Source organism: Streptomyces sp. NPDC005899 (assembly GCF_040629645.1).
GTDB lineage: Bacteria > Actinomycetota > Actinomycetes > Streptomycetales > Streptomycetaceae > Streptomyces.
Map to the genome: position 1 here is coordinate 1 of NZ_JBEXWB010000074.1, position 21,042 is coordinate 21,042.

Here is a 21,042-nt window from a genome sequence, read left to right on the forward strand (position 1 = left end):
CACCACCGCACCCCGCGGTACGGGCACCGGGGTGCCGGCCGCCGCAGCGGTACGGCGTCGTCCGAGGCGCCCCGCCCCGCCGGCCGGGGCGGTCCGGGCGCCGAGCAGCGAGGAGTCACCCTCCTGCCGTGCGAACAACTCGGTGTCCGTCACCCGCAGTTCCGTGCCGAACAAGGTCGACAGCGCCGGGCGCGGGCGGCCCGTCTGCAGGGCCACCACCTCCCGCAGCACGCCCGTCAGCTGTTCGGCCATCTCCGCGGCCGAGGCGAAGCGCCGCGCCGGATCGGGGTCCGTGGCCCGCACCAGCAACCGGTAGAACGACTCGTACGTGCGGAACACCTCGATGCTGTCCGGGTCGGGCAGCGAGTCCACGAAGACGTTGGTGTAGCCCTGGAAGTCGAAGGTGAGGACCGCGAGCGTCCGGGCCACCGTGTAGAGGTCCGAGGCGACGGACGGGCCGGTCCCGGCCACCTCCGGGGCCTGGTAGCCGACGGTTCCGTAGATGGCCGACTCGTCGTCGTCCATCCGGCGCACCGCGCCCATGTCGATGAGCTTGAGCTGGTCCTCGGTCTGGATGGCGTTGTCGACCTTGAAGTCGCAGTACAGCAGGTTGCGGCTGTGCAGGTGGCCCAGCGCCTCCAGGGCCTCGATGCCGTACGCGCAGGCCTGCTCGACCGGCAGCGGGTCCCGCTTCCCGGCCGGTGTCCGCCGCTCGTTGGCGATCTCCTTGAGCGCCTTGCCGCCGACGTACTCCATCACGATGTAGCCGTCGAGCGAACCGGTGCGCTGGTCCAGGTGCTCCACGAAGTTGTAGATGCGGACGATGTTGGAGTGCTCGATCTCCGCGAGGAAGCGCCGTTCGGAGATGGCCGCCGCCATGGCGTCCTGGTCCCCGGTGTCCAGCAGGCCCTTCAGGACGACCCAGCGGTCGGAGACGGCGCGGTCCACGGCGAGGTAGACCCAGCCGAGCCCTCCGTGGGCCAGGCAGCCCGCCACCTCGTACTGCCCGTGCACGACGTCCCCGCCGCGCAGCTTCGGCACGAAGGAGTACGGGTGACCGCACTTGGTGCAGAACCCCTCGGTGCGGCCCGCCCGCTCGCCGCGGGACCGGCCCACCGGGGCGCCGCAGTCGGACCGCGAGCAGAACCGCTTCCGCTCGGGCACCTCCGGGTTCTCCATCACCGCGGTGGTCGGATCGGGCCGGGGCACGTCCGGGACGAGCACCAGTCCGGCGCCCAGCCTGCCCCGGCCCGAGGAGGAGCCGGTGGAGGTGCCCGAGGAGCGCACCGACACGGAGCGGGAGGTGGAAGCGCCGGACAGGGACAGCGAGAGCCGCCCGGAGACGGAACGCCGGGAGGAGGACGAGCGGGACGAGGACCGGGAGGTGGACGAGCGGGACGAGGACCGCGAGTCCGTGCGCTGCGGGGTGCCGGCGCCGCCGCTTCCCCCCGCCCTGCCGCCGCCCGCGATGCCGGTGGGCGGCGAACTCACCATCCCCGTCGGCGAGACGACGGGCGCGAGGCCGCACGTGTCGCAGTACAGCTCGCCGCCGCCCATGTCCTCGTAGGAGCCCTCGCACCCGGGGCGCTGGCACTGCGTACTCATGGTGTCTCCCCCTGTCCGCCGTGCGCGCCGTGTCCGCCGTGTCCGCCCGGAGGGGGCGGCGCCAGCAGGTCGGCGGCGGCCTGCTGGTAGCGCAGCACCGCCGCTTCCGCCACGCGCAGGTCGCACGGCGCGCTCCACAGCATCCGGCGGGCCGCGTCGTACCGCTCGATCAGGAACGGGTCCTCCGCCAAGCCGTGCCGCGCCACCTTCGCCTTGTACGCGTCCAGCCGGCCGCGCAGCTCCGCGCGGACGGCGAGCGGCGCCGTCACGGACGTCAGCGACTCCCGGGCGCGCAGGAGTTCGTCCTCGGCCTCCCGCTCCAGGGAGTCGAGCAGCGGTGAGAGCCGGTTCCACTGGGCGTGCCTGCGGTACTCCGAGGCGGCTGCCAGCCGTTCCTGAAGCGCGGTCGGCGGGCCGCTGACCGCCGGTACCTCCGAGGCGGCGATCTTCGCCAGGACCTCGCCGCGGGCCGACCGGGCCTCGGCCAGCGTGCGGTCCGCGCGCGACAGGACGTCCCGCAGCCGGGCCAGGCGCTGCTCGGCGTCCTGCCGGACCGCGAGGACCGCCTCGATCTCCCGGCGCACCTCCTCCAGGGCCCGGGCCGCGCGGTCGTAGCGCGCGGTGTCGGGGCGCCCGCCGCCGGGTGCGGCGCTGCCCGGGCCGGGCGACCAGAAGGCCAGCGGGTCGGAGATCACCTGCGCGCGCAGGGTGGTCAGCTCCTCGGTGATCGCCTCCAGGTCGTCCCCGGCCGGGTGCTCGCCGGGCCGCACGCCGACGGAGTGCGCCAGCGAGCGGGTACGGCGCAGCTCGGCGGCCAGCAGGTCTATGCGGGCGGGCAGGGCCGACCACACGGAGTCCGCGGCGACGACCATGTCCAGCGCACGGGCGTACAGGTCGTTCATCCGGGCGACGAGCTCCTCGAGGGTGAACCGCTCGGAGAGCCTGGCCGGACCGCCGAGCGAGGGGCCGGGGCCCACCGCGTGCGTGTTGGCGACGGTCACGCTGTCGCCCCGCAGCACGTCGGTCAGGGCCGCCAGGTCGTCCTTGCCCGGGTAGCGGCGGGCGGCCCGGATCTCCCGGGCCTTCCTCAGCGCCCCGGCGTACGCGTCGAAGTACCCCCAGAGCAGGGTGATCGACTGCTCGGCCGCGGCCCAGCGCTCCTCGGTGACGCCGGTCAGCTCCGCGCCCTCCAGGAGCCGGCGGCCCGCATGGTCCTGCAGGGCGAGGAGCGAGGTCTCGATGGCCTCGTGCTCCGCGCCGAGCCGGGCCAGGGCACGGTCCGCCTCGTCCCGGTCCATGACCGGGACGGGGGACCTCCCCGCGAAGCCGGGGAAGGATCCCGCGACGCCCATCGATCACCTCTCCGCTCGTCCGCCGGGCCATGGCCCGGACGGGATCAGTTGTTCCGGTACTTGGGCGCCGGGGGCGCCGTGATCCCGGGCAGGCCCTGCACCAGCCACTGCCGGTAGGACCGCATCCAGGGGCTGTTCGCACCGCCGCTGCGGTACTGCTCGAGCACGTGGTTGATCCGGGCCACCAGGTCGTCGGCGCCGCGTTTCGCGGCCACCCCGTAGTACTCGGTGGTGAACGGCTTGTCGCCCTTGAGCTCCACGGCCGGGTCCTGCGCGGCCTGTCCGGCCGCCAGGGCGTTGTCGGTGACCACGGCGTCGACCTCGCCGAGCTGCAGCCGCACCAGGCAGTCGAGCTGGTTGGGGACGGTCAGCTGGTCCCGGTCCTGCCCGGTGCCGTCGTGCTCGTCGCGGAAGACGGCGCCGTAGGACTCCTTCTCCATGGCCTCGAACGCCGTGGAGCCCTCCGCCGTGCAGACCCGCTTGCCCTTCAGCGACGCGTCGTACCCGGTGATCTCCGAGGTCTTGGGGGCCAGGACCTGCTGACCGGCCTGGAAGTAGGCGGTCGAGAAGGAGACCTGCTCCAGGCGTTTGCAGTTGATCGTCATCGTCCGTACGACCACGTCGACCCTGTCGTGCTCCAGCGCGGCGATGCGCTGGTTGGTCGGGATGGCCCGGAAGATCACGGCGTCCGGGTCGCCGAGGATGTCCTTCGCGATGGCCCGCACGAGATCGATGTCGAAACCCTCGAGCCTGCGGGTCTGCGGGTCGCGGTAACCCCACCGGAAGCTGTTCTGGTCCACGCCCGCGACCAGCTTGCCCCGCTCCCGGATCCGCGCGATGTCCGGGCCGTCGGTGCTCGCCGCCGGCACACTCGCCTCCGGGTCCGTGCACGCCTCCGCCTGCGCGGACACGGCCGACGTCACCGCCTGCCCGGTGGCGGCCCCGCCCGGGGAGCGGTGGCCGTGCGACAGCGGCAGCAGAGTGGCGGCGGCCGTGACGGCGCAGGCCACCGCCATACCCGTCACGCCGCCCCAGCCGCGCCGCCCGACGCGCGCCGCCCGCCCCTTCGACCTGGTCATCGCTCCCCCTCTCACCGGTACTCCGAGAGTCTGCGGTTGATGCCGGCGATCGCGGCGACCGCACCCAGCACGGCGAGGACGCCGGCCCCGGCCGGCAGCCCGCCGAGGGCCCCCTCGCCGCCCTCGGCCGCCTCCGTGAACTCGTGCTGCTCCTGGGCGAGTGCCTCGCGCAGCGCGTCGTCCACCCGCTCGAAGGACTCGCCCGTGGAGTCCTCGGGGCCGATGACCTGCTTCAGGGCGCCGTCGTAGTCACCGGTGTCGTCCGTCGCCCGGGCCTTCCGGTGGCGCTCCCGCCACTCGGACACACCGCTGACCGCGTCCGCCACCGGCTTGCCGGCCCGGGAGTCGTCCGCGAGCCTCGCCGCGCTCTCGAGCTGCTTGCCCAGGGACTCCATGCCCGTGCCGTAATCGGTCTCGTACTGGTCCCGGGAGCCGTCGGCGGTGAGCACCGCCCCGCGGGCGACGAGCGTGAGGTTCTCGTTCGCACGGGCTTTCAGCGAACTGATCCGGGCCTTGTTCAGGACGTCGAGCGACTCCTGGCCGTGCACCATCGCGTCCCGCAGCTCCGTCCGGGCCACCGTGTGCCCCACGGCCAGCCACAGCAGCACCACCGTCGCCGCGGCGGTCGCGGCCAGCAGCCCCTGGTTGAAGACCCGGTTCGTCCGGCGGTAGGTGCGCCGCTGCATCCACACCAGGGCGGCCGGCACCACGATCCCGAGGGCGAGCGAGAGGAACGGCCACTGCCGGGCGTCGTCCGCGTCGGCGTGCAGCCGTTCGGTCTCCGAGGCGTACAACCGCTCGGCCGCCGGGAGCAGTTCGGCGGCCATCTTCTGGTTGGCGTAGCGGAGGTAGGCGCCGCCGAGCGGCAGCCCCTGCCGGTTGCCGGCCCGGGCCCGCTCCACCAGCCCCGTGTACTGGGGCAGCAGTTCGTTGAGGGTGGTGATCTCCTTCGCCGAGGAGGTCGAGGTGCCCGTGCTCGCCGCCGCGCGCACCAGGAGCCGGGAGGCCTGCGCGATGTCGTCCTCGTACCGCGCCAGGACGTCCTCCGGCTCCTGCGCCCCGGCCAGGAAGCCGCTCGCCGCCATCGTGTCCGCGTCGGCCAGCGAGCGGTAGATGCTCGCCGCGTCCGCGCTCAGCGGCTGGCTGCGGCTCACCACGTCATGGGCGGCCGACGTCCGGTCGTCGATCTCCAGGGCGGTGACCGCGCCGAAACCCAGGAGCAGCAGGGCCAGTACGGCTCCGGCGATCCGGAGCCGGCCCGGCTCGGTCGTCGCCGCGGCACGCAGCTGCTCGACGGCGCCGGACCGGAGACCGCGCCGCTGCGCCGGTACGGCCACGGGCGCGGCCGGCACAGCGGGCCCGCCCGCCTGCCGCGACTCCCCGTTCGGCGGGTATGTCACTCGACCTCCCCCTCGGTCACCGACTCCGGCCCGGCCCCCGGCCGATCGGAGGACTGGTACCGGCCAGAAGTATGGCGGCAGGGACCGGCATTCACCAGGAAGGCCCGGCCCCCGCATCGATCGCCGCACACGTGCCCCGGTATCCGGTGCATCCGGTATTCGATCAGTACGGGCGCGGCCGATCAAGGCGGTCGGCCGGGAGGAGCCCCCCGAACCCCCCGGAACGGATCGATCTCCCCCTCATGAACACGTTCGGGACGCCTGATCGGTTCCCGTGCGCGTGGGGCGTTCCGCGGTACGTCCGCGGAACGCCCCGGACCGTCAGGCGTAGTGCGCGCGCAGTTCGGCGTGGGCCTCGGGGGCAGCCCCGGCGTCGTCCAGGCCCAGGAGCGCGGCACCCAGCACGGGGGGAGCCGTGACCACCCGGATCACGGCCTTCGGGGCCCGCTCGGCGAGGAGTTCGGCGATCCGGTCGTCGAGCGCCGGGTGACGGGCCGCCAGCACGCCCCCGCCCAGCACCACCGGCACCTCCTCCGTCAGCAGGTCCAGCCGGGCCAGCGCGACCGAGGCCATCGCCACCACCTCGTCGCCGAGCCGGTGCACCAGGTCACGGGCGATCCGGTCACCGGCCGCACCGGTGGCGAACAGCACCGGTGTCAGTTCGTGGCGGCGCTCGTGCGGGATGTGCCCCAGGTGCAGTGCCTCGATCAGCGCGTACATGGAGTCGAGTCCGAAGTGCGCCGGCAGGGTCCGTGCCAGCTCGGTCGGTTCGCCGCGCCCGTCCTCGGCCCGCGCGGCGAACCACAGGGCCTCCTCCGCCAGGCCCGAACCGCCGCCCCAGTCACCGGATATCCGGCCGATCGCGGGGAAGCGGGCGGTGGCTCCGTCCGGCCGCATGCCGACGCAGTTGATCCCCGCCCCGCAGACCACGGCGACACCACGGGGCTCGTCCACCCCGGCGCGCAGGATGGCGAAGGTGTCGTTGCGCACCTCGACCGTGCGGCCCCAGCGGCGGGCGCGCAGCGCCTGCGCCAGCTCCCTCTCCTCCACGGGCAGGTCCGCGTTGGCGAGGCAGGCCGACACGTGTCCGGCCCCCTCCACCCCGGCCTCGGCGAGCGCGGGCAGGACCGCCTCCGCCAGCCCGTCCATGGCCGCGTCCACCCCGACGACGGGCGGCTGGAAACCGCCCGCGCGCCCGGTGCCGAGGACCGATCCGTCGGGGCCGATCACGGCCACGTCGGTCTTGCTGTTGCCCGCGTCGATCGCGAGCACATGTGCGGTCAGGCCCACGCCAGGTGCTCCCGGTTGTGCGCGATCAGCTTGTCGGTGAGCGCCTCGGCGTACTCGAACTGGCCGATGAGAGGGTGCGCCAGCAGCGCCTTGAAGACCCGGTCCCGGCCGCCGCGCAGCGCCGCGTCCAGGGCCAGGTCCTCGTAGGCGGTGACGTGCCCGATCAGCCCGGAGTACATCGGGTCCAGGGCGGGCACGGCGAGCGGCACCGCACCCGTGGCGCCGACCCTGGCCTGGACCTCGATCACCGCGTCGTCCGGCAGGAAGGGCAGCGTCCCGTTGTTGCGGGTGTTGACCACCTGCACCGCGGAGCCGCCCCCGCCGAGCAGCGCGGACGCCAGGTCCACGGCCGCCTCCGAGTAGAAGGCGCCGCCCCGCTTGCCCAGCAGCGCCGGCTTCTCGTCCAGGGCCGGGTCCCCGTACATCTCCAGGAGCTCCTTCTCCATGGCGGCGACCTCGGCCGCCCTGGAGGGCTTCGTGCCGAGTTCCCGGACGACCTCGTCGTGCGCGTAGAAGTACCGCAGGTAGTACGAGGGGACCACGCCGAGCCGGTCGACGATCTGCCGCGGCATGCGCAGGTCCCCGGCGACGGCGTCGCCGTGCTCGGCCAGCAGCCTCGGCAGGACGTCCGCCCCGTCCGGGCCGCCGAGGCGCACCCCGAGCTCCCACGTCAGGTGGTTGAGCCCCACGTGGTCGAGGTGCACCTCGGAGGGCGTCACGTCCAGGAGCGCGGCGAACTTGCGCTGGAAGCCGATGGCCACGTTGCACAGGCCGACGGCCTTGTGCCCGGCCTGGAGCAGCGCCCGGGTGACGATGCCGACCGGGTTGGTGAAGTCGATGATCCAGGCGTCCGGGTTGGCCCGGCGGACCCGCTCGGCGATGTCGAGGACGACCGGGACGGTCCGCAGCGCCTTGGCGAGACCGCCCGCCCCGGTGGTCTCCTGACCGACGCAGCCGCATTCCAGCGGCCAGGTCTCGTCCTGCTCGCGGGCCGCCTGCCCGCCGACACGGAGCTGGAGCAGCACCGCGTCGGCGCCGGCCACCCCGGCGTCCAGGTCGGACGTGGTGACGATCCTTCCCGGATGGCCCTGCTTGGCGAAGATCCGCCTGGCCAGGCCGCCGACCAGCGCCAGCCGGTCGGCCGCCGGGTCGACGAGCACGAGCTCCTCGACCGGCAGGGTGTCGCGCAGTCGCGCGAAACCGTCGATCAGTTCGGGGGTGTAGGTGGACCCGCCACCAACTACTGCGAGCTTCATGGTGCTCAGCCCTTTACTCCGGTGAGGGTGACGCCTTCTACGAAGGCCTTCTGTGCGAAGAAGAAGACGATGACGACCGGTGCCATGACGAGCAGCGTCGCGGCCATCGTCAGGTTCCAGTTGACCGCGTGGGCGCTCTTGAACGACTCCAGGCCGTAACTCAGCGTCCAGGCGCCCGGGTTCTGCGCGGCGTAGATCTGCGGCCCGAAGTAGTCGTTCCAGCAGTAGAAGAACTGGAAGAGCGCCACGGCCGCGATGCCCGGTCTGGCCATCGGCACGACGATCTTGAGCAGCGTGCGGAGCTCTCCGCAGCCGTCGACCTTCGCCGATTCGATGTACTCCTGCGGAATGGTGAGCAGGAACTGCCGCAGCAGGAAGATCGAGTAGGCGTCGCCGAACGCCATGGGGATGATCAGCGGCCACAGGGAGCCCGAGAGGTGGAACTGCTGGGCCCACACCAGGTACATCGGGATGACGATGACCTGGGGCGGCAGCATCATCGTGGAGATCACGAGGACCATCGCGGTCCGCCGGCCCCGGAAGCGGAACTTCGCCAGCGCGTAGGCGACCGGCACGGAGGAGCACACCGTGAAGACGGTCCCGAGCAGCGCGTACATCAGCGAGTTGCGCCACCAGTCGAGGAATCCCGGTGTGTGGAAGACGGTCGAGTAGTTCGACCAGTGCCAGGAGTCCGGCCACAGGTCACCGCTCATCGCCTGCCCGTCGCTCATCACGGAGGTGAGGAGGACGAAGACGAACGGCAGGACGAAGAAGAGGGCCAGGGCCACCGCCACGGAGTGGACGGCGATCCAGGTCAGGACGCGCCTGCGACGCCGCCCGGCCGCGTCCGGGTCCTTCGCCCGGCTCGGCGCGGCGGTGTCCGGCCTGGTCAGGGTGGTGGTGGTCATCTCAGTCCTCCGCCGGAACGAGGCCGACGCTCTTGCGCATCAGCAGAAGGGTCACGGACATGGCGATGGCGAAGAGCACGAGCGAGAGCACGCACGCGGCACCGGTGTTGAAGTTCTGGAAGCCCATCGAGTAGACGAGCTGCGGCACCGTCAGGGTGGAGTGGTCCGGGTAGCCGGGCTGGATCACCGTGCCGGGGCCGATGGAGACGCCCGAGGCGAGCTTCCCGGCGACGAGGGCCTGCGTGTAGTACTGCATCGTCTGCACGACGCCGGTGACGACGGCGAACAGCACGATCGGGGTGATGGCGGGCCAGGTGACGTAACGGAACCGCGCCCAGGCGCCGGCGCCGTCCAGTTCGGCCGCCTCGTACTGCTCCTTCGGCACGTCCAGCAGCGAGGCCATGAAGATGACCATCAGGTCGCCGATGCCCCACAGGGAGAGCAGCACCAGCGAGGGCTTCGACCAGTTCGGGTCGTTGAACCAGCTCGGGCCGTGCAGGCCGATCCACGACAGCACCTCGTTGACCGGGCCGGTGGACGGGTTGAGGAGGAAGACGAACGCGACGGTGGCCGCGACCGGCGGAGCCAGGTACGGGATGTAGAAGGCCGTCCGGAACAGCCCCACGCCCGTCTTGACCTTCGTGATCAGCAGGCCGACGCCGAGGCCGAACACCACGCGCAGCGCCACCATCACGACGACCAGCCACAGCGTGTTCCACAGGGCCGGGCCGAACAGCGGCATCTGCTCCAGCACGTACCGCCAGTTCCGCAGCCCGACGAAGGTGGGCTCCTTGATCTGGTTGTAGTGCATGAAGGAGAAGTAGACGGTCGCGACGAGCGGGTAGCCGAAGAAGACCGAGAAGCCGACCAGCCAGGGGGAGAGGAACCCCAGCGTGCGCAGCCGTTCGCGGTTCCGCTTGCGTCGCAGCGGCGACGTGCGGGGGGCCGGTCCGGTCTCCCGCGCGGGGGACTTCGCCGGGGTGGAGAGGGAAAGTGCCATGACTCGGCTCCTCAGTTTTCCGACTGGAGGTTGTCGGCGTCGATCTGTTCGTCGAGGTCCCTCAGCGCCCGGTGGAGGTCCTTGGTCCTGCCCGCCTCGACGGACTGCGAGAAGTCGCCGAAGGAGGTGATGTACTGGCCGCCGTTGTCCGAGGGCGGGACGGCCTGGCTGTGCGGGTTCTGCGCGATCTTGATGAAGGCCCGGAAGGACGGATCGGCGTCCAGGTCGGGGGACTTCAGCGCGTCGAAGGTGGACGGCACGTTGTGGATCGCGTTGGCGAAGTGGACGACCGGCTCGGTGTCGATCGTCAGGTACTTCACCAGCTCCCACGCGGCGTTCTGGTGCCGGCTGCTGTGCGCGATGCCGGCGACGGTACCGGTCAGGTAGCCGCGCCCGTAGGTGTCGGCCTGGTCGTCGGGGACCGGCAGCGGGGCCACGTCCCAGTCGAACTCCGCCTTTGCCTCGTCGAGCATCAGGCCGCGCCACTCACCGTCCAGGTGCATGGCGAGCTTGCCGGTCAGGAAGGCGTTCTGCGACGACATCTCGTCACCGAAGGTGGCGCGGAGCCGCTCCAGGGCCCGGTAGCCGCCCTGCGCGTCGGACAGCTCGCGCATGGCGGCGAAGAACTGCCCGGTCTTCGGCTCGTCGGCCAGCCTGGCCTTGCCCTCGGCGTCGAAGTACCGGGGCCCCCACTGCGCGAACATGCGGTCGGGGGAGTTCTGGTACAGCTGGAAGTTCGGCATGAATCCGGCGCGCTCCAGCGAGCCGTCCTTCCTCTTCCGCGTCAGCTTGACCGCGTCGGCCCTCAGCTCGGACATGGTGCGAGGGGGCCGGCTGATCCCCGCCTCGGCGAAGGCGTCCTTGTTGTAGTACATGCCGAACGCGTCGGCGAGCAGGGGCGTCGCGCACTGGACGCCCTCGTACCGCGTGTAGTCCAGCAGCGTCCCGGGGAACACCTTCGCCTTGTCGATCCCGCTCTTGCGCAGGAAGGGGTCGAGATCGACCCACATGCCGGAGGAGCAGTACTGGCCGACGTTGTTGGTGGTGAACGAGGTGACGACGTCCGGCGCGTCGCCGCCACCGGCCCGCAGGGCCTGGTTGATCGTCTCGTCACTCACGTTGCCGGTGGAGACGACGTCGATGTTCGGGTGCAGCTTCTCGAACCGGGCGATGTTCTCGTCGATCGCCTTGACCTCGCCGGGCGCCGACCAGCCGTGCCAGAACTTCAGCGTGACCGGTTTCGTGGGGTCGTCGGTGTTGCTGCCGGTGCTCGGGTTCGCGCAGCCGGCCAGCAGCAGGGCGGCTGCGCCGAGCACCAGGGGCACGCGGGAACGGATGCGCCGTAGCGCCATGGCGGACTTCCTTCACTGGAGCGGGAGCGGGAGCGGGAGGCGGAGGTGGAAGGGACGGGCCGGAGCCGGGCCGCGGGAGCGCCGGGCAAGGCGGTGCCGTGCGGGCACCGGCTGCGGGCGGCACGGCGGACGGGGCGGGATTCCGGGTGGGGTGCGGGTCAGGCGGTGTCGAAGGCGCTGTCGCGCGCCTGGGCGAGCGCGGTGCGCAGTGCGCCGGTCAGGATGGGGTCCCCCTCGATGTCACTGACGCGGAGCAGTGGCCGGGGCAGTGCCAGCCCGGTCATCTCGGCCTCCACCCGCCTGCGGAGGTCCTCCCCGCCGGCCTGGGCCACGAGACCGGACAGGACGACCAGCTCGGGATCGACGACGGCCACCACGGAGGCGAGGCCGGTGGCCAGCCGGCGGGCGACCTCGGCGCACACGGTCTCGTCCGCGAGGGCCTCGGCCAGTGGCCTGCCCCCGGCCAGATCGCGCACGGCGGGCACGGACACCTGGCTCTGGAAGCCTCCCCCCGCGTCGGGACCCGCCCAGTCCGCCGCGCCGCCGCGGGCGAGCGGGGCGCCGGGCAGGGGCATGTAGCCGATCTCGCCCGCGCCGCCGGTGGCGCCGCGCAGGAGGGTGCCGCCCAGCACGATCGCGGCGCCGACGCCCTCGTCGAGCCAGGCGAGCACGAAGTGGTCGTGGTCCTGGGCGGCGCCCTCGTACTGCTCGGCCACGGCGGCGAGGTTCACGTCGTTCTCGATGACCACCGGCCTGCCGACCACCTCGGCCAGGTCGGCGAGCAGGGTGCGGGAGTGCCAGCCGGGCAGGTGGGGCGCGTAGCGCAGCTGTCCGGTGTGCGGGTCGATCGCGCCCGGGGTGCCCACCACCACGGAGGCGAGGTCCTCGTGGCCGAGGCCGGTCGGACGCAGGGCGCCGTCGACGGCCTCGGCGACGAGCTGGGCGGTGCGGTGCCGTACGTCCTCCGCGACGGCCTCGGCCTCCACGCGGCAGGAACCGGCCACGGCGCCGGTGATGTCGGTGACCACGGCGTCGATGCCGGTCGGGCCGACGGAGAGGGCCGCCACGTGCGCGGAGGCCGGGTTGATCTCGTAGAGCACGGCGTTGGGCCCGGGGCGCCCGCTCTGACTGCCCGTCGAGCGGACCAGGCCCGCTTCCTCCAGCCGCGCCAGCAGCTGTGAGGCGGTGGGCTTGGAGAGCCCGGTCAGCTCACCGATGCGGGTGCGGGTGAGGGGGCCCTGGGTGACCAGGAGGTCGAGCGCCGCCCGGTCGTTCATGGCACGCAGGACACGGGGGGTGCCCGGAACACCTGCTGCGGATCGCGCCATCCCGTATCGCCCGGTTTCTGTTAGGAAAGTTTCCTGTCCGATGAGAGGAAAGTAGGACCCCGGTCACCGGCCCGTCAATGGGGTACCGCTCCGTAGCTGCCGAAGTGTTACCTGCCGGGGCGGTGCAGCCGTACGCGGGGGGTCTCCAGGACGGGACGGGCACGTCGGGGGCGGTCGCGCGCGGGACTCTTCCGGACACCGGGACCGGGGCGGGAACGGCCCGGGCGGCACGGCGAACAGGCGGAGCAGGGAAGCCGAAGGGGCCCGGCGCGCACGCCGGGCCCCTTCGGCCGCCGTCCTACTTCGTCATCGCCGGCGGCGGTATCGGGGTCGCCGCCATTGACTGCGGGGACGTCGTCGAGGCGTACGCGGAAGGGGCGGCCATGCCGGCCGTGGGGTCCGGTGCCGCGGTGCCGTCCACCTCGGGGGAGAGGGCGCCGACCATGCGGATGCCGGCGGAGTCCAGCGCCTGCTTGATGCGCCAGCGCAACTCGCGCTCCACGCCGAGGGACTTGCCCGGCATCGTCTTGGCCGTGACCCGGACGGTCATGGAGTCGAGCAGGACCGCATCCAGGCCGAGCACCTCCACCGGGCCCCACAGCCGCTCCGACCAGGGCTCCTCCTTGGTCATGGTCTCGGCCGCCTCAGTGATCGCCTTGCGGACCGGCTCCAGGTCCTCCGTCGGGCGGACGGTGACGTCCACACCGGCCGTGGACCACCCCTGGCTGAGGTTGCCGATCCGCTTCACCTCGCCGTTGCGGACGTACCAGATCTCGCCGTTGTCACCGCGCAGCTTGGTCACCCGCAGGCCGACCTCGATGACCTCGCCCGAGGCCACACCCGCGTCGATCTGGTCACCGACCCCGTACTGGTCCTCCAGGATCATGAACACCCCGGAGAGGAAGTCGGTGACGAGGTTGCGCGCGCCGAAGCCCAGTGCCACGCCCGCGACACCGGCCGAGGCCAGCAGCGGGGCCAGGTTGATCTGGAAGGCGCCCAGGATCATGAGGGCCGCCGTGCCGAGGATCAGGAACGACGTCACCGACCGCAGCACCGAGCCGATGGCCTCCGACCGCTGGCGGCGCCGCTCCGCGTTGACGAGAAGGCCCCCGAGGGCGGTGCCCTCCACGGCCTGGGCGCTGCGGTTCATCCGGTCGATGAGGTTGGTCAACCCGCGCCTGATCACGTACCGCAGGACGAGGGCTATCGCCGCGATGAGCACGATGCGCAGACCGGTGTTCAGCCAGGTGGACCAGTTCTGCTCGACCCAGCCTGCGGCGTTCCCGGCCCGTTCGGCGGCTTCGTCCAGTGAGCCGGCCGGCTCCGGTGACGGGGCCGCGGCCAGAAGGGCGGACAGGGACACGGCGGGGACCTCCTGAGGCGTGACGGCAGACCAACCACAGTAACGAAGGAGGGGGAGTGGTTCGTCGCGGCCGACGGGGGAGAGACACGTCTCACCGGGGCGGACACGCGGTGTGGCCGATCGCACAGGCCGGGCATCGGTGGTGGTGACGTGCCTGTTCCGGTGCGCCGCGGTGGTGCGACCGGCCGGGTGGTGAGAAAAATCCCCCCGGCCCGTTACGTGTACGTGGTGGCGCTCGGACCAGGCATGAGGCGAAACTGAGAGCGGTCGTCCCGGCGCGAGCCACGCGTCGCCGGCGTACAAGGAGGCATCCACCGTGCCGCACGTCCTGGTTCTCAACGCGTCGTACGAGCCGCTCGGCGTCGTACCGCTCCGCCGCGCGCTCGTCCTCGTCCTCGAGAACAAGGCCATCTGCCTCGAGGAGTCCGGCGCCTTCATGCACAGTGCCACCCGTGCCGTGCCGGCGCCCAGCGTCGTCCGGCTCAAACGTTTCGTGCGGGTGCCCTACCGCGGGCCCGTCCCACTGACCCGCCGGGCGCTCTTCGCCCGGGACGGGGGGCGCTGCGTGTACTGCGGCGCCGCCGCGACCAGCGTCGACCACGTGGTGCCGCGCAGCCGGGGCGGCCGGCACGCCTGGGACAACGTGGTGGCGGCCTGCCGCCGCTGCAACCACGTCAAGGCCGACCGCCACCTGCCCGAGCTCGGCTGGCGGCTGCGTCACCAGCCCGCCCCGCCCAGCGGGCTCGCCTGGCGGATCATCGGGACCGGGCACCGCGACCCGCGCTGGCTGCCCTACCTGGCGCCGTTCGGCGCGGAGGACGTGATGGCCCGGATCGACGGCGTCTCCGCCTGAGGGGGGCGGCGTCCGCGCCTGGGCTGCGGGGCCGGGGCGCGGCGCCGCGGCCCCGCACCGTCCGGTCCGGTGAGCTCAGCCGGCGACGGCGTACGCCTCCACCGAGAAGAGCGAATAGCCGTACCGCGTGGCCCGCGCGTCGCCCTGGATCCTGATGAACCGGGTGTGCTTCGCGTCCATCCGGACCGACTCGGTCCCGCCCTTCCCCTCCCGTACGGTCGCCGCCGTGCGCCAGGTGCGGCCGTCGGTGGAGACCTGGACGCGGTAGCGGGCGGCGTGGGCCTCCTGCCAGTGCAGGACGACGTGTCCCAGCCTCACCGGCCCGGGCAGTTCCGCCTGCCACCACGCGTCGTCCCGCACGGGTGAGGACCAGCGGGTCTCCGGGTCGCCGTCCGAGGCGGCGGCGGCCGGGAAGTCCGGGGTCTCGTCGCCGGACGAGGAGGCCGTGGCCCCGCGCAGCAGGTCGGGACCCGCCGTGCGCGGGAAGGCCCGCACGGTCAGCGTGCTCTCCTCGTCGCCGAAACTCAGCGGTACCTCGTACTCGCCCGCCGGGGTGTCCGCCGGCACCGTGATGTCCACGGGCACCTCGGTGCGGGAGCCGCGCGGCACCGTCGTCCTCTTCGGCACCTCGACCTCGATGCCCTCGGGGGCGTCTGCGGTGAGCGAGCCCGTCACCTCGGCCGGGCGCCCGCCCGCCAGCCGCGCCGCGACCCGCTGCGTGCCGCCGCCGATGACGGCGTCCGTCTCCCCGCGCACGAGGTCGAGCCGGGCCGCCGGCTCGTCACCGAACCACGGGACGAGGGCCCGTACCGCCGTGAGGGGCGCTCCGGGACCGGCGGCCGGCGGCGCGCCCGCGACGCCCGGCCCCCGGGGTCGAAGGAGGGCGGGGCGGGCGGACGGCACGGTGACCCGCAGGGCGTCGGCCCGCAGTCCCTTCGCCGGCGTCTGGGTCCAGCCGGCCGCGGCCAGCGGGCCGAGTGCCCGCCAGCCCCGGCCCGGCACGTGGGCCTCCAGAGTCGCGCCCGCCGATCCGCCACCCGGCTCGGCCAGGGTCGTGACGGCCTGGACGGGGCGGGCCCGTCCGAGACGGACGGTGAAGCTGTGCGCGTCACGGTGCACCGTCCCCGCGTCGCGGTCGGTGCCGTTCCAGGCGTCGGCCTCCTTGCGGGCCCGCTCCAGGAAGTGGCCGAGTACGCCCTCGCCGACCGTCGCCCCGCTCGCGGCGATCTCCGCGCGCAGCGGCTCCAGCTCCAGCTGCGCCTTCCAGGCCGCCGCCCCGTCCCCGCGCGCCTGGGCCTGCAGCACGTCGACGGCGAGTTCCCCGGCCCGGCCGTAGCGGGCCAGCTGCTCGGTCCACGGCCGCACCTCGCCGGCGAGGCGCCCTCCCGCGGGCTCCCTCAGCCGCTGCGGGGCTCCCCGCATCACGCCGAACGCGTCCCGCAGCCGCCGTGCCGCCGCGTCCCGGGCGGCCGCGCCCCCGGCGCGGGACGCCCAGTACGCGGTGAGCAGCGGCTTCAGGTAGGCGGACTCCTCACCGCCCAGCACCGAGGTGGCGCTGTTGCCCGCGAGGGCGCGCAGGGCCGCCCGGGTGGCCGGGTCGGCGCCCGCCAGTTCGTCCGTCGCCGCCTGCCAGGACTCCTGCGGCCGGTACGCCTTCGGGTTCCAGGCGAAGTCGGCGGCGGTGAAGAGGGGGATGCGGGACGCCGAGGGCTGTTCCATGGCGTTGGCCAGCAGGGCCGCCGAACCGCCGGCCACCGCGGGGTCCCGGCCGGTGTAGGGGCCGAGGAAGATCCGGTCCTGTGCGTAGTCGTTGACGGGGTAGTTGTCCATGGTGACCAGCGGGTGGCGGAAGGCGGCCCGCGCGGCGGTCAGTTCCCGGCCGGTGATGGTCCTCGGTACGACGCCGACTCCGGTCCAGGCCACCTGCACCCGGTCGTCCAGGGCGGCGGCGAGGGCCGTGCGGTAGGCGGTGGGACCGTCCTGGTAGAACTCCGTCGGCAGCACGGACAGTGGCTCCGCTCCCGGGTGGCGGTCCGAGAGGTGGCGGGCCACGGCGCTCGCGACCCGGGCCTGGGCCCTGGCCGCCGCCTCCGGTCCGCTGCCGAACGTCTCCGCGTCCTCGTCGCAGTGCCATTCGCTGTAGCTGACGTCCTGGAACTGGAGCTGGAAGACCCGGAAGCCCAGCGCCCACATGGCGTCGATCTTCCGGTTCAGCGCCTGGACGTCGCCCTGGGACGCCATGCACATGGCCTGACCGGGCGAGACGGCCCAGCCCAGTGCCACGTGCTGCGCGCGCGCCCTCCCGGCGAGTTCGCGGAACTCCTCGCGCTGCCCGGCGGGGTAGGGCTCGCGCCAGCGGGCCTGCCGGTAGGGGTCGTCACCCGCCGCGTAGAGGTAGCGGTTCTGTTTCGTACGCCCCATGAAGTCGATCTGGGCGAGCCGTTCCTCCCGTGTCCACGGCTGTCCGTAGAAGCCCTCGGTCATCCCGCGCCGGGCGGTCGCCGGCCAGTCGCGGACGACGGCGCCGGCGACCGTGCCGTCGACGAGGAGGCGGCGCAGGGTCTGCACGCCGTGGAAGAGCCCGTCCTCCCCGACCCCGTCCAGGGCGACGGTGGGCCGCCCCTGGACGTCACCGGCGGCGAGCCGGTAGCCGCCGGACGGCAGATCGGCGCGTTCCCCGGCGCCCAGGGCCCTCAGCGCCCGGCCGGCGGCCGTGCCACCGAGCAGGATCACCGCGCCGCGGCCGGGCGGCGCGTCGTGGACCGTGCGTACGCCCGCGTCGCCGAGGAGCGTACGGAGCGCGTCGCAGGCGTACGGATCGGCGCCCGCGTCCGCGAGGACGGTGACCTCGGTGCCCAGCCGCACCGGCCGGCCGGACGCCTCGATGCTCTGCGGGCGGGGCCAGACGGCGGGCGCCGGCGCCGGGGCGGCGCGGCCCACGCCGGTCACCCCGGGGATGGGAGGTGCCGCCGCCACGGCCGGTGCGAACGGGCCGAGCAGTCCGCCGATCACGGCGACGGCGAGGGCCGTCGTATGCCTCCTGCGCCCGAACCGCACGCCACTCTCCCTCGTCCCGGCCCTGCGTGGCCTCTCGTCCGCCGTGGCTCCGCGCGCACGAAGGGCCCGCGCGAGAGCCCGCGGGCCGGGGGCCCACGCCCACGTGCCCGCCGATGGGCACCGACCCCACCACCCACGCGGGAGAGTGTCAACGTGCGTGGCCGTTGTGACGGATTTTGCCCGGTGTGTCACGGGGTGCGAGATACCGGTCCCGGCGGGAGACTCGACAGGTGGCTGAAAACTGCCCATACCCGGCATGCGGGGGAACGGATGGTGACCCACGGCGCGTTGTGCTCGTTGTCGTGACGCATACGTCACGTCGACGCCTGCCTTCGCGCCAGTTGGGTAGGCCTGCTGTGTCCTGTTGTCCACGGCCAGGAGGCCACCGTGCCCGCATCCGCGCAGCTTCTGCTCTCCGCCCTCTCCAAACAGGTACCGAGCCCGGCGGGACCCGTCGTGTCCTCCGGTGAACGCCCCACGGCCGGCGCCGCGCCGTGGATGATCAGCGAGCAGCCGCTCGCCCACGTGTCCCACCAGGCCGGCGAGCCCGCGTCCGCCGACGCCGCCCCGCTGACCAGCGAGCCCCCGCTCGCCGACGCCACCCCTCTCACGAGCGAGCCTCCGCTCGCCGCCGTCGCCCCTCTGACCAGCGAGCCGACAGCACCCGGCACCGCGGGGGGCCTGGAGTCGCCAGGAGTCTGAATGGGCTTGTCCCGGCTCGCCGCGCTGCACGGCGTCGCCACCTCCTACTCCCCGTCCGCGGACGTCACGGTGTCGGTGCCCGACGAGACGGTCACGGCCGTCCTCGGCGCCCTGGGCGTCGACGCCGCCACCCCCGCGGACGTGCGGAGGTCCCTCGCCGCGGCCGAGTCGGCGGCGGCCTCCCGGCTGCTCCCGCCGACCGTGGTGGTCTGGTCGGGTGAGCCGGTGCCGCCGGCCCTGGCCGCGCTGCCGCCCGGCGCCACCCTGACGGTCGACCTGGAGCCGTCGGCGGCGGGCACCGCACCGCAACGGCTGCGTATGCGGGTGCCGGAGACGACGGCCCCCGCCGTCAGGGCGTCCGGCGCCCCGGCCTGGTGGACGGAACCACCCCTGGGGGTCCACCGCCTCACCGCCCGCACGCCCGGCCACCGCTACGCCACCGCCACCCTCGTCGTCGCCCCCGACCGCGTACCCCGGCCCCCGGCCCGCACGCACGGATTCCTCGTCCAGCTGTACTCGCTGCTCTCCGCCCGTTCCTGGGGCATGGGAGACCTCGCCGACCTCGCCGACCTCGCGGCCTGGTCGGGGCGCACGCTGGGGACCGGCTTCGTCCAGGTCAACCCGCTGCACGCCGCCGTACCCGGCAGGCCCACCGACCCCTCCCCGTACCGGCCCTCGTCCCGGCGCTTCCCCGACCCCGTCCACCTGCACGTCGAGTCGATCCCCGAGTACGGGCACGTGGCGGAGCCGGGCCGGGCGCTCCTGGACGACCTGCGCCAGCAGGCCGCGGCCCTGCGTGAGGCCGTGCTGAACAAGGGCGCCCTGATCGACCGCGACGCCGTCTGGCAGCTCAAGAGACAGGCGCTGGAGCTCGTCCACCAGGTCCCGCTGACCCCCGGCCGACGGGCCGCCTACTGCGACTTCCTCGCCGCGCAGGGGCAGGCCCTGGAGGACCACGCGCTGTGGTGCGCCCTCGCCGAGGTACACGGCCCCCGATGGCGGGACTGGCCCGCCGGGCTGCGCGACCCGCGCTCCCCCGAGAGCGTCCGCGCCCGCACCGAACTCCTCGGCCGCGTCGACTTCCACTGCCGGCTCGCCTGGCTGACCGACACCCAGCTGGCCACCGCCCAGAGCGCCGCCCGGGAGTCGGGCATGGCCGTCGGGATCGTCCACGACCTCGCCGTCGGCGTCCACCCCGACGGCGCCGACAGCTGGGCGCAGCAGGACGCCTTCGCCCAGGGCATGTCCGTCGGCGCCCCCCCGGACGCCTTCAACGCGCAGGGACAGGACTGGGGGCTGCCCCCGTGGCGCCCCGACGCGCTGGCCGCCTCCGGCTACGCCCCCTACCGCGACCTCCTGCGCGGTCTCCTCGCCCACGCCGGGGCCCTGCGCATCGACCACGTCATGGGGCTGTTCCGGCTCTGGTGGGTCCCCGAGGGCCGCCCGCCCACCGAGGGCACCTACGTCGCCCAGGACGCCGAGGCGATGCTCGCCGTCCTCGTCCTGGAGGCGCGGCGCGGCGGTGCGGTCGTCATAGGGGAGGACCTCGGCACGGTGGAGCCCGGCGTCCGCGAGGCGCTCGCCCGGCGCGGGGTGCTCGGCACCTCCGTGCTCTGGTTCGAACGCGACTGGAGCGGCTCGGGGCGGCCGCTGGCCCCGGAGGAGTGGCGCCAGGACTGCGTGGCCACGGCGACCACCCACGACCTGCCCTCGACCGCCGCCCGGCTCACCGGCGACCACGTGGCGCTCCGCCACCGCCTCGGGCTGCTCACCCGCACCCTGGAGCAGGAACTCGCCGAGGACGCCGCCGACACCGCCGAGTGGCTCGCCTACCTGGACCGGCTGCGGATGCTGCCCGAGGGCGAGCGCGACGAGGAGGCGGCCGTGCGGGCCGTCCACCGCTTCCTGCTGCGCACCCCGGCCCGCATGGCCGGGGTCTGGCTGCCGGACACCGTCGGCGACCGCCGCCCCCAGAACCTCCCGGGCACCTGGGACCAGTACCCCAACTGGCGGCTGCCGATCGCCGACGCGCTGGGCCACCCCGTCACCCTGGAGGAGATCGCCGCCTCGCCCCGGCTGCACCGGCTGATGGACGTCCTGAGACCGGCCGAGTCCCGTACGGCACCCCCGGACGCGCGCCGCTCCTAGGCGTTCGCTACGTTTGCACCGTGGACAAGAAGAACGCTATGCGCGCCGGCGCCGTCGCGGCCGGTACGACGCTGATGATGCTGCTCATGTCGTCCCCCGCCCTCGCGCTCACGCGTGACGACGGTGACGACCCGGGCCCGGGCCTGAGCGTGATGGAGACGCTCGGCCTCTACGTCGCGGCGCCGCTCGTCCTGTTCCTGGCCATCGTGGGCCTGGTCATGGTCCTCGACAAGTCCGAGAAGCAGGCCTGAGCCCCGTCGTCCGGGTCGCCTCGCGACGCCGGGCGACGCTCCCCGCTCGGGCCTGACCCGGGGCCGGGGCAGGCGATGCTCCGCGGTGCGCCGCCGGT

At 73.6% G+C, this 21,042-nt stretch carries 16 protein-coding genes; 4 read left to right on the forward strand and 12 right to left on the reverse strand.

Features of this window, described 5'->3' with window-relative positions; genetic code table 11:
- The 11 genes from ABZ371_RS12150 to ABZ371_RS12200 all read right to left on the reverse strand — a co-directional run.
- Positions 1–1,605, reverse strand: a 1,605-nt coding sequence (locus tag ABZ371_RS12150) for a serine/threonine protein kinase (RefSeq protein WP_358677202.1), incomplete at its 3' end; no start/stop codon positions are given.
- Positions 1,602–2,957: a hypothetical protein gene (locus ABZ371_RS12155; protein ID WP_358677204.1), complete on the reverse strand. Its 1,356-nt coding sequence runs from the start codon at positions 2,955–2,957 to the stop codon at positions 1,602–1,604. The genes ABZ371_RS12150 and ABZ371_RS12155, both read right to left, overlap by 4 nt.
- Positions 2,958–3,001: 44 nt before the next feature.
- Positions 3,002–4,036 carry a glutamate ABC transporter substrate-binding protein gene (locus ABZ371_RS12160; RefSeq protein ID WP_358677207.1) on the reverse strand — a complete coding sequence of 345 codons (1,035 nt, stop codon included), beginning with the start codon at positions 4,034–4,036 and terminating at the stop codon, positions 3,002–3,004.
- Positions 4,037–4,047: 11 nt separating this feature from the next.
- Positions 4,048–5,436, reverse strand: a complete 1,389-nt coding sequence (locus ABZ371_RS12165) for a hypothetical protein (RefSeq protein ID WP_358677210.1) — start codon at positions 5,434–5,436, stop codon at positions 4,048–4,050.
- A gap of 321 nt (positions 5,437–5,757) precedes the next feature.
- The gene (locus tag ABZ371_RS12170; RefSeq protein WP_358677212.1) at positions 5,758–6,726 is read right to left on the reverse strand and encodes a BadF/BadG/BcrA/BcrD ATPase family protein; all 969 of its coding nucleotides are present in this window, start codon (positions 6,724–6,726) and stop codon (positions 5,758–5,760) included.
- Positions 6,717–7,982 carry a 6-phospho-beta-glucosidase gene (locus ABZ371_RS12175; RefSeq protein ID WP_358677214.1) on the reverse strand — a complete coding sequence of 422 codons (1,266 nt, stop codon included), beginning with the start codon at positions 7,980–7,982 and terminating at the stop codon, positions 6,717–6,719. Before ABZ371_RS12175 ends, ABZ371_RS12170 begins: the two co-directional genes overlap by 10 nt.
- Positions 7,983–7,987: 5 nt before the next feature.
- Positions 7,988–8,890 (reverse strand): carbohydrate ABC transporter permease, encoded by a 903-nt coding sequence (locus ABZ371_RS12180; protein ID WP_358677217.1) that lies wholly within the window; start codon positions 8,888–8,890, stop codon positions 7,988–7,990.
- Position 8,891: 1 nt separating this feature from the next.
- Positions 8,892–9,890: a sugar ABC transporter permease gene (locus tag ABZ371_RS12185; protein WP_358677220.1), complete on the reverse strand. Its 999-nt coding sequence runs from the start codon at positions 9,888–9,890 to the stop codon at positions 8,892–8,894.
- 11 nt (positions 9,891–9,901) lie between these two features.
- Complete coding sequence (locus tag ABZ371_RS12190) at positions 9,902–11,242, reverse strand: ABC transporter substrate-binding protein (protein ID WP_358677222.1); 1,341 nt, start codon at positions 11,240–11,242, stop codon at positions 9,902–9,904.
- Positions 11,243–11,400: 158 nt separating this feature from the next.
- Positions 11,401–12,519: an ROK family transcriptional regulator gene (locus tag ABZ371_RS12195; protein ID WP_358677225.1), complete on the reverse strand. Its 1,119-nt coding sequence runs from the start codon at positions 12,517–12,519 to the stop codon at positions 11,401–11,403.
- Positions 12,520–12,868: 349 nt separating this feature from the next.
- Positions 12,869–13,933: a mechanosensitive ion channel family protein gene (locus tag ABZ371_RS12200; RefSeq protein WP_358677227.1), complete on the reverse strand. Its 1,065-nt coding sequence runs from the start codon at positions 13,931–13,933 to the stop codon at positions 12,869–12,871.
- Positions 13,934–14,249: 316 nt separating this feature from the next.
- Between ABZ371_RS12200 and ABZ371_RS12205 the strand changes: the two genes are divergently transcribed.
- Positions 14,250–14,786 carry an HNH endonuclease gene (locus ABZ371_RS12205; RefSeq protein ID WP_358677230.1) on the forward strand — a complete coding sequence of 179 codons (537 nt, stop codon included), beginning with the start codon at positions 14,250–14,252 and terminating at the stop codon, positions 14,784–14,786.
- 75 nt (positions 14,787–14,861) lie between these two features.
- Here ABZ371_RS12205 and ABZ371_RS12210 read toward each other — a convergent pair whose 3' ends face one another.
- On the reverse strand, positions 14,862–17,843 hold the full coding sequence (locus ABZ371_RS12210) for a beta-N-acetylglucosaminidase domain-containing protein (RefSeq protein WP_358677233.1): 2,982 nt from the start codon (positions 17,841–17,843) through the stop codon (positions 14,862–14,864).
- A 387-nt stretch (positions 17,844–18,230) separates the two neighbouring features.
- Here ABZ371_RS12210 and ABZ371_RS12215 point away from each other — a divergent pair, with 387 nt between their 5' ends.
- From ABZ371_RS12215 to ABZ371_RS12225, 3 genes are read left to right on the forward strand one after another with little or no spacing between them, the layout of a single operon-like run.
- Positions 18,231–18,545, forward strand: a complete 315-nt coding sequence (locus tag ABZ371_RS12215) for a hypothetical protein (RefSeq protein WP_358677235.1) — start codon at positions 18,231–18,233, stop codon at positions 18,543–18,545.
- Positions 18,546–20,693 carry a 4-alpha-glucanotransferase gene (malQ, locus tag ABZ371_RS12220; RefSeq protein WP_358677238.1) on the forward strand — a complete coding sequence of 716 codons (2,148 nt, stop codon included), beginning with the start codon at positions 18,546–18,548 and terminating at the stop codon, positions 20,691–20,693.
- 20 nt (positions 20,694–20,713) lie between these two features.
- A complete protein-coding gene (locus ABZ371_RS12225; RefSeq protein ID WP_358677241.1) occupies positions 20,714–20,944 on the forward strand; it encodes a hypothetical protein in 231 nt (76 codons plus the stop codon).
- Positions 20,945–21,042 lie beyond the last annotated feature (98 nt).

Coding starts and splice junctions, on each gene's coding strand:
- ABZ371_RS12155 (WP_358677204.1), bottom strand. CDS start 2,957: ATGGGCGTCGCGGGATCCTTCCCCGGCTTCGCGGGGAGGTCCCCCGTC.
- ABZ371_RS12160 (WP_358677207.1), bottom strand. CDS start 4,036: ATGACCAGGTCGAAGGGGCGGGCGGCGCGCGTCGGGCGGCGCGGCTGG.
- ABZ371_RS12175 (WP_358677214.1), bottom strand. CDS start 7,982: ATGAAGCTCGCAGTAGTTGGTGGCGGGTCCACCTACACCCCCGAACTG.
- ABZ371_RS12180 (WP_358677217.1), bottom strand. CDS start 8,890: ATGACCACCACCACCCTGACCAGGCCGGACACCGCCGCGCCGAGCCGG.
- ABZ371_RS12185 (WP_358677220.1), bottom strand. CDS start 9,890: ATGGCACTTTCCCTCTCCACCCCGGCGAAGTCCCCCGCGCGGGAGACC.
- ABZ371_RS12190 (WP_358677222.1), bottom strand. CDS start 11,242: ATGGCGCTACGGCGCATCCGTTCCCGCGTGCCCCTGGTGCTCGGCGCA.
- ABZ371_RS12195 (WP_358677225.1), bottom strand. CDS start 12,519: ATGAACGACCGGGCGGCGCTCGACCTCCTGGTCACCCAGGGCCCCCTC.
- malQ (WP_358677238.1), top strand. CDS start 18,546: ATGGGCTTGTCCCGGCTCGCCGCGCTGCACGGCGTCGCCACCTCCTAC.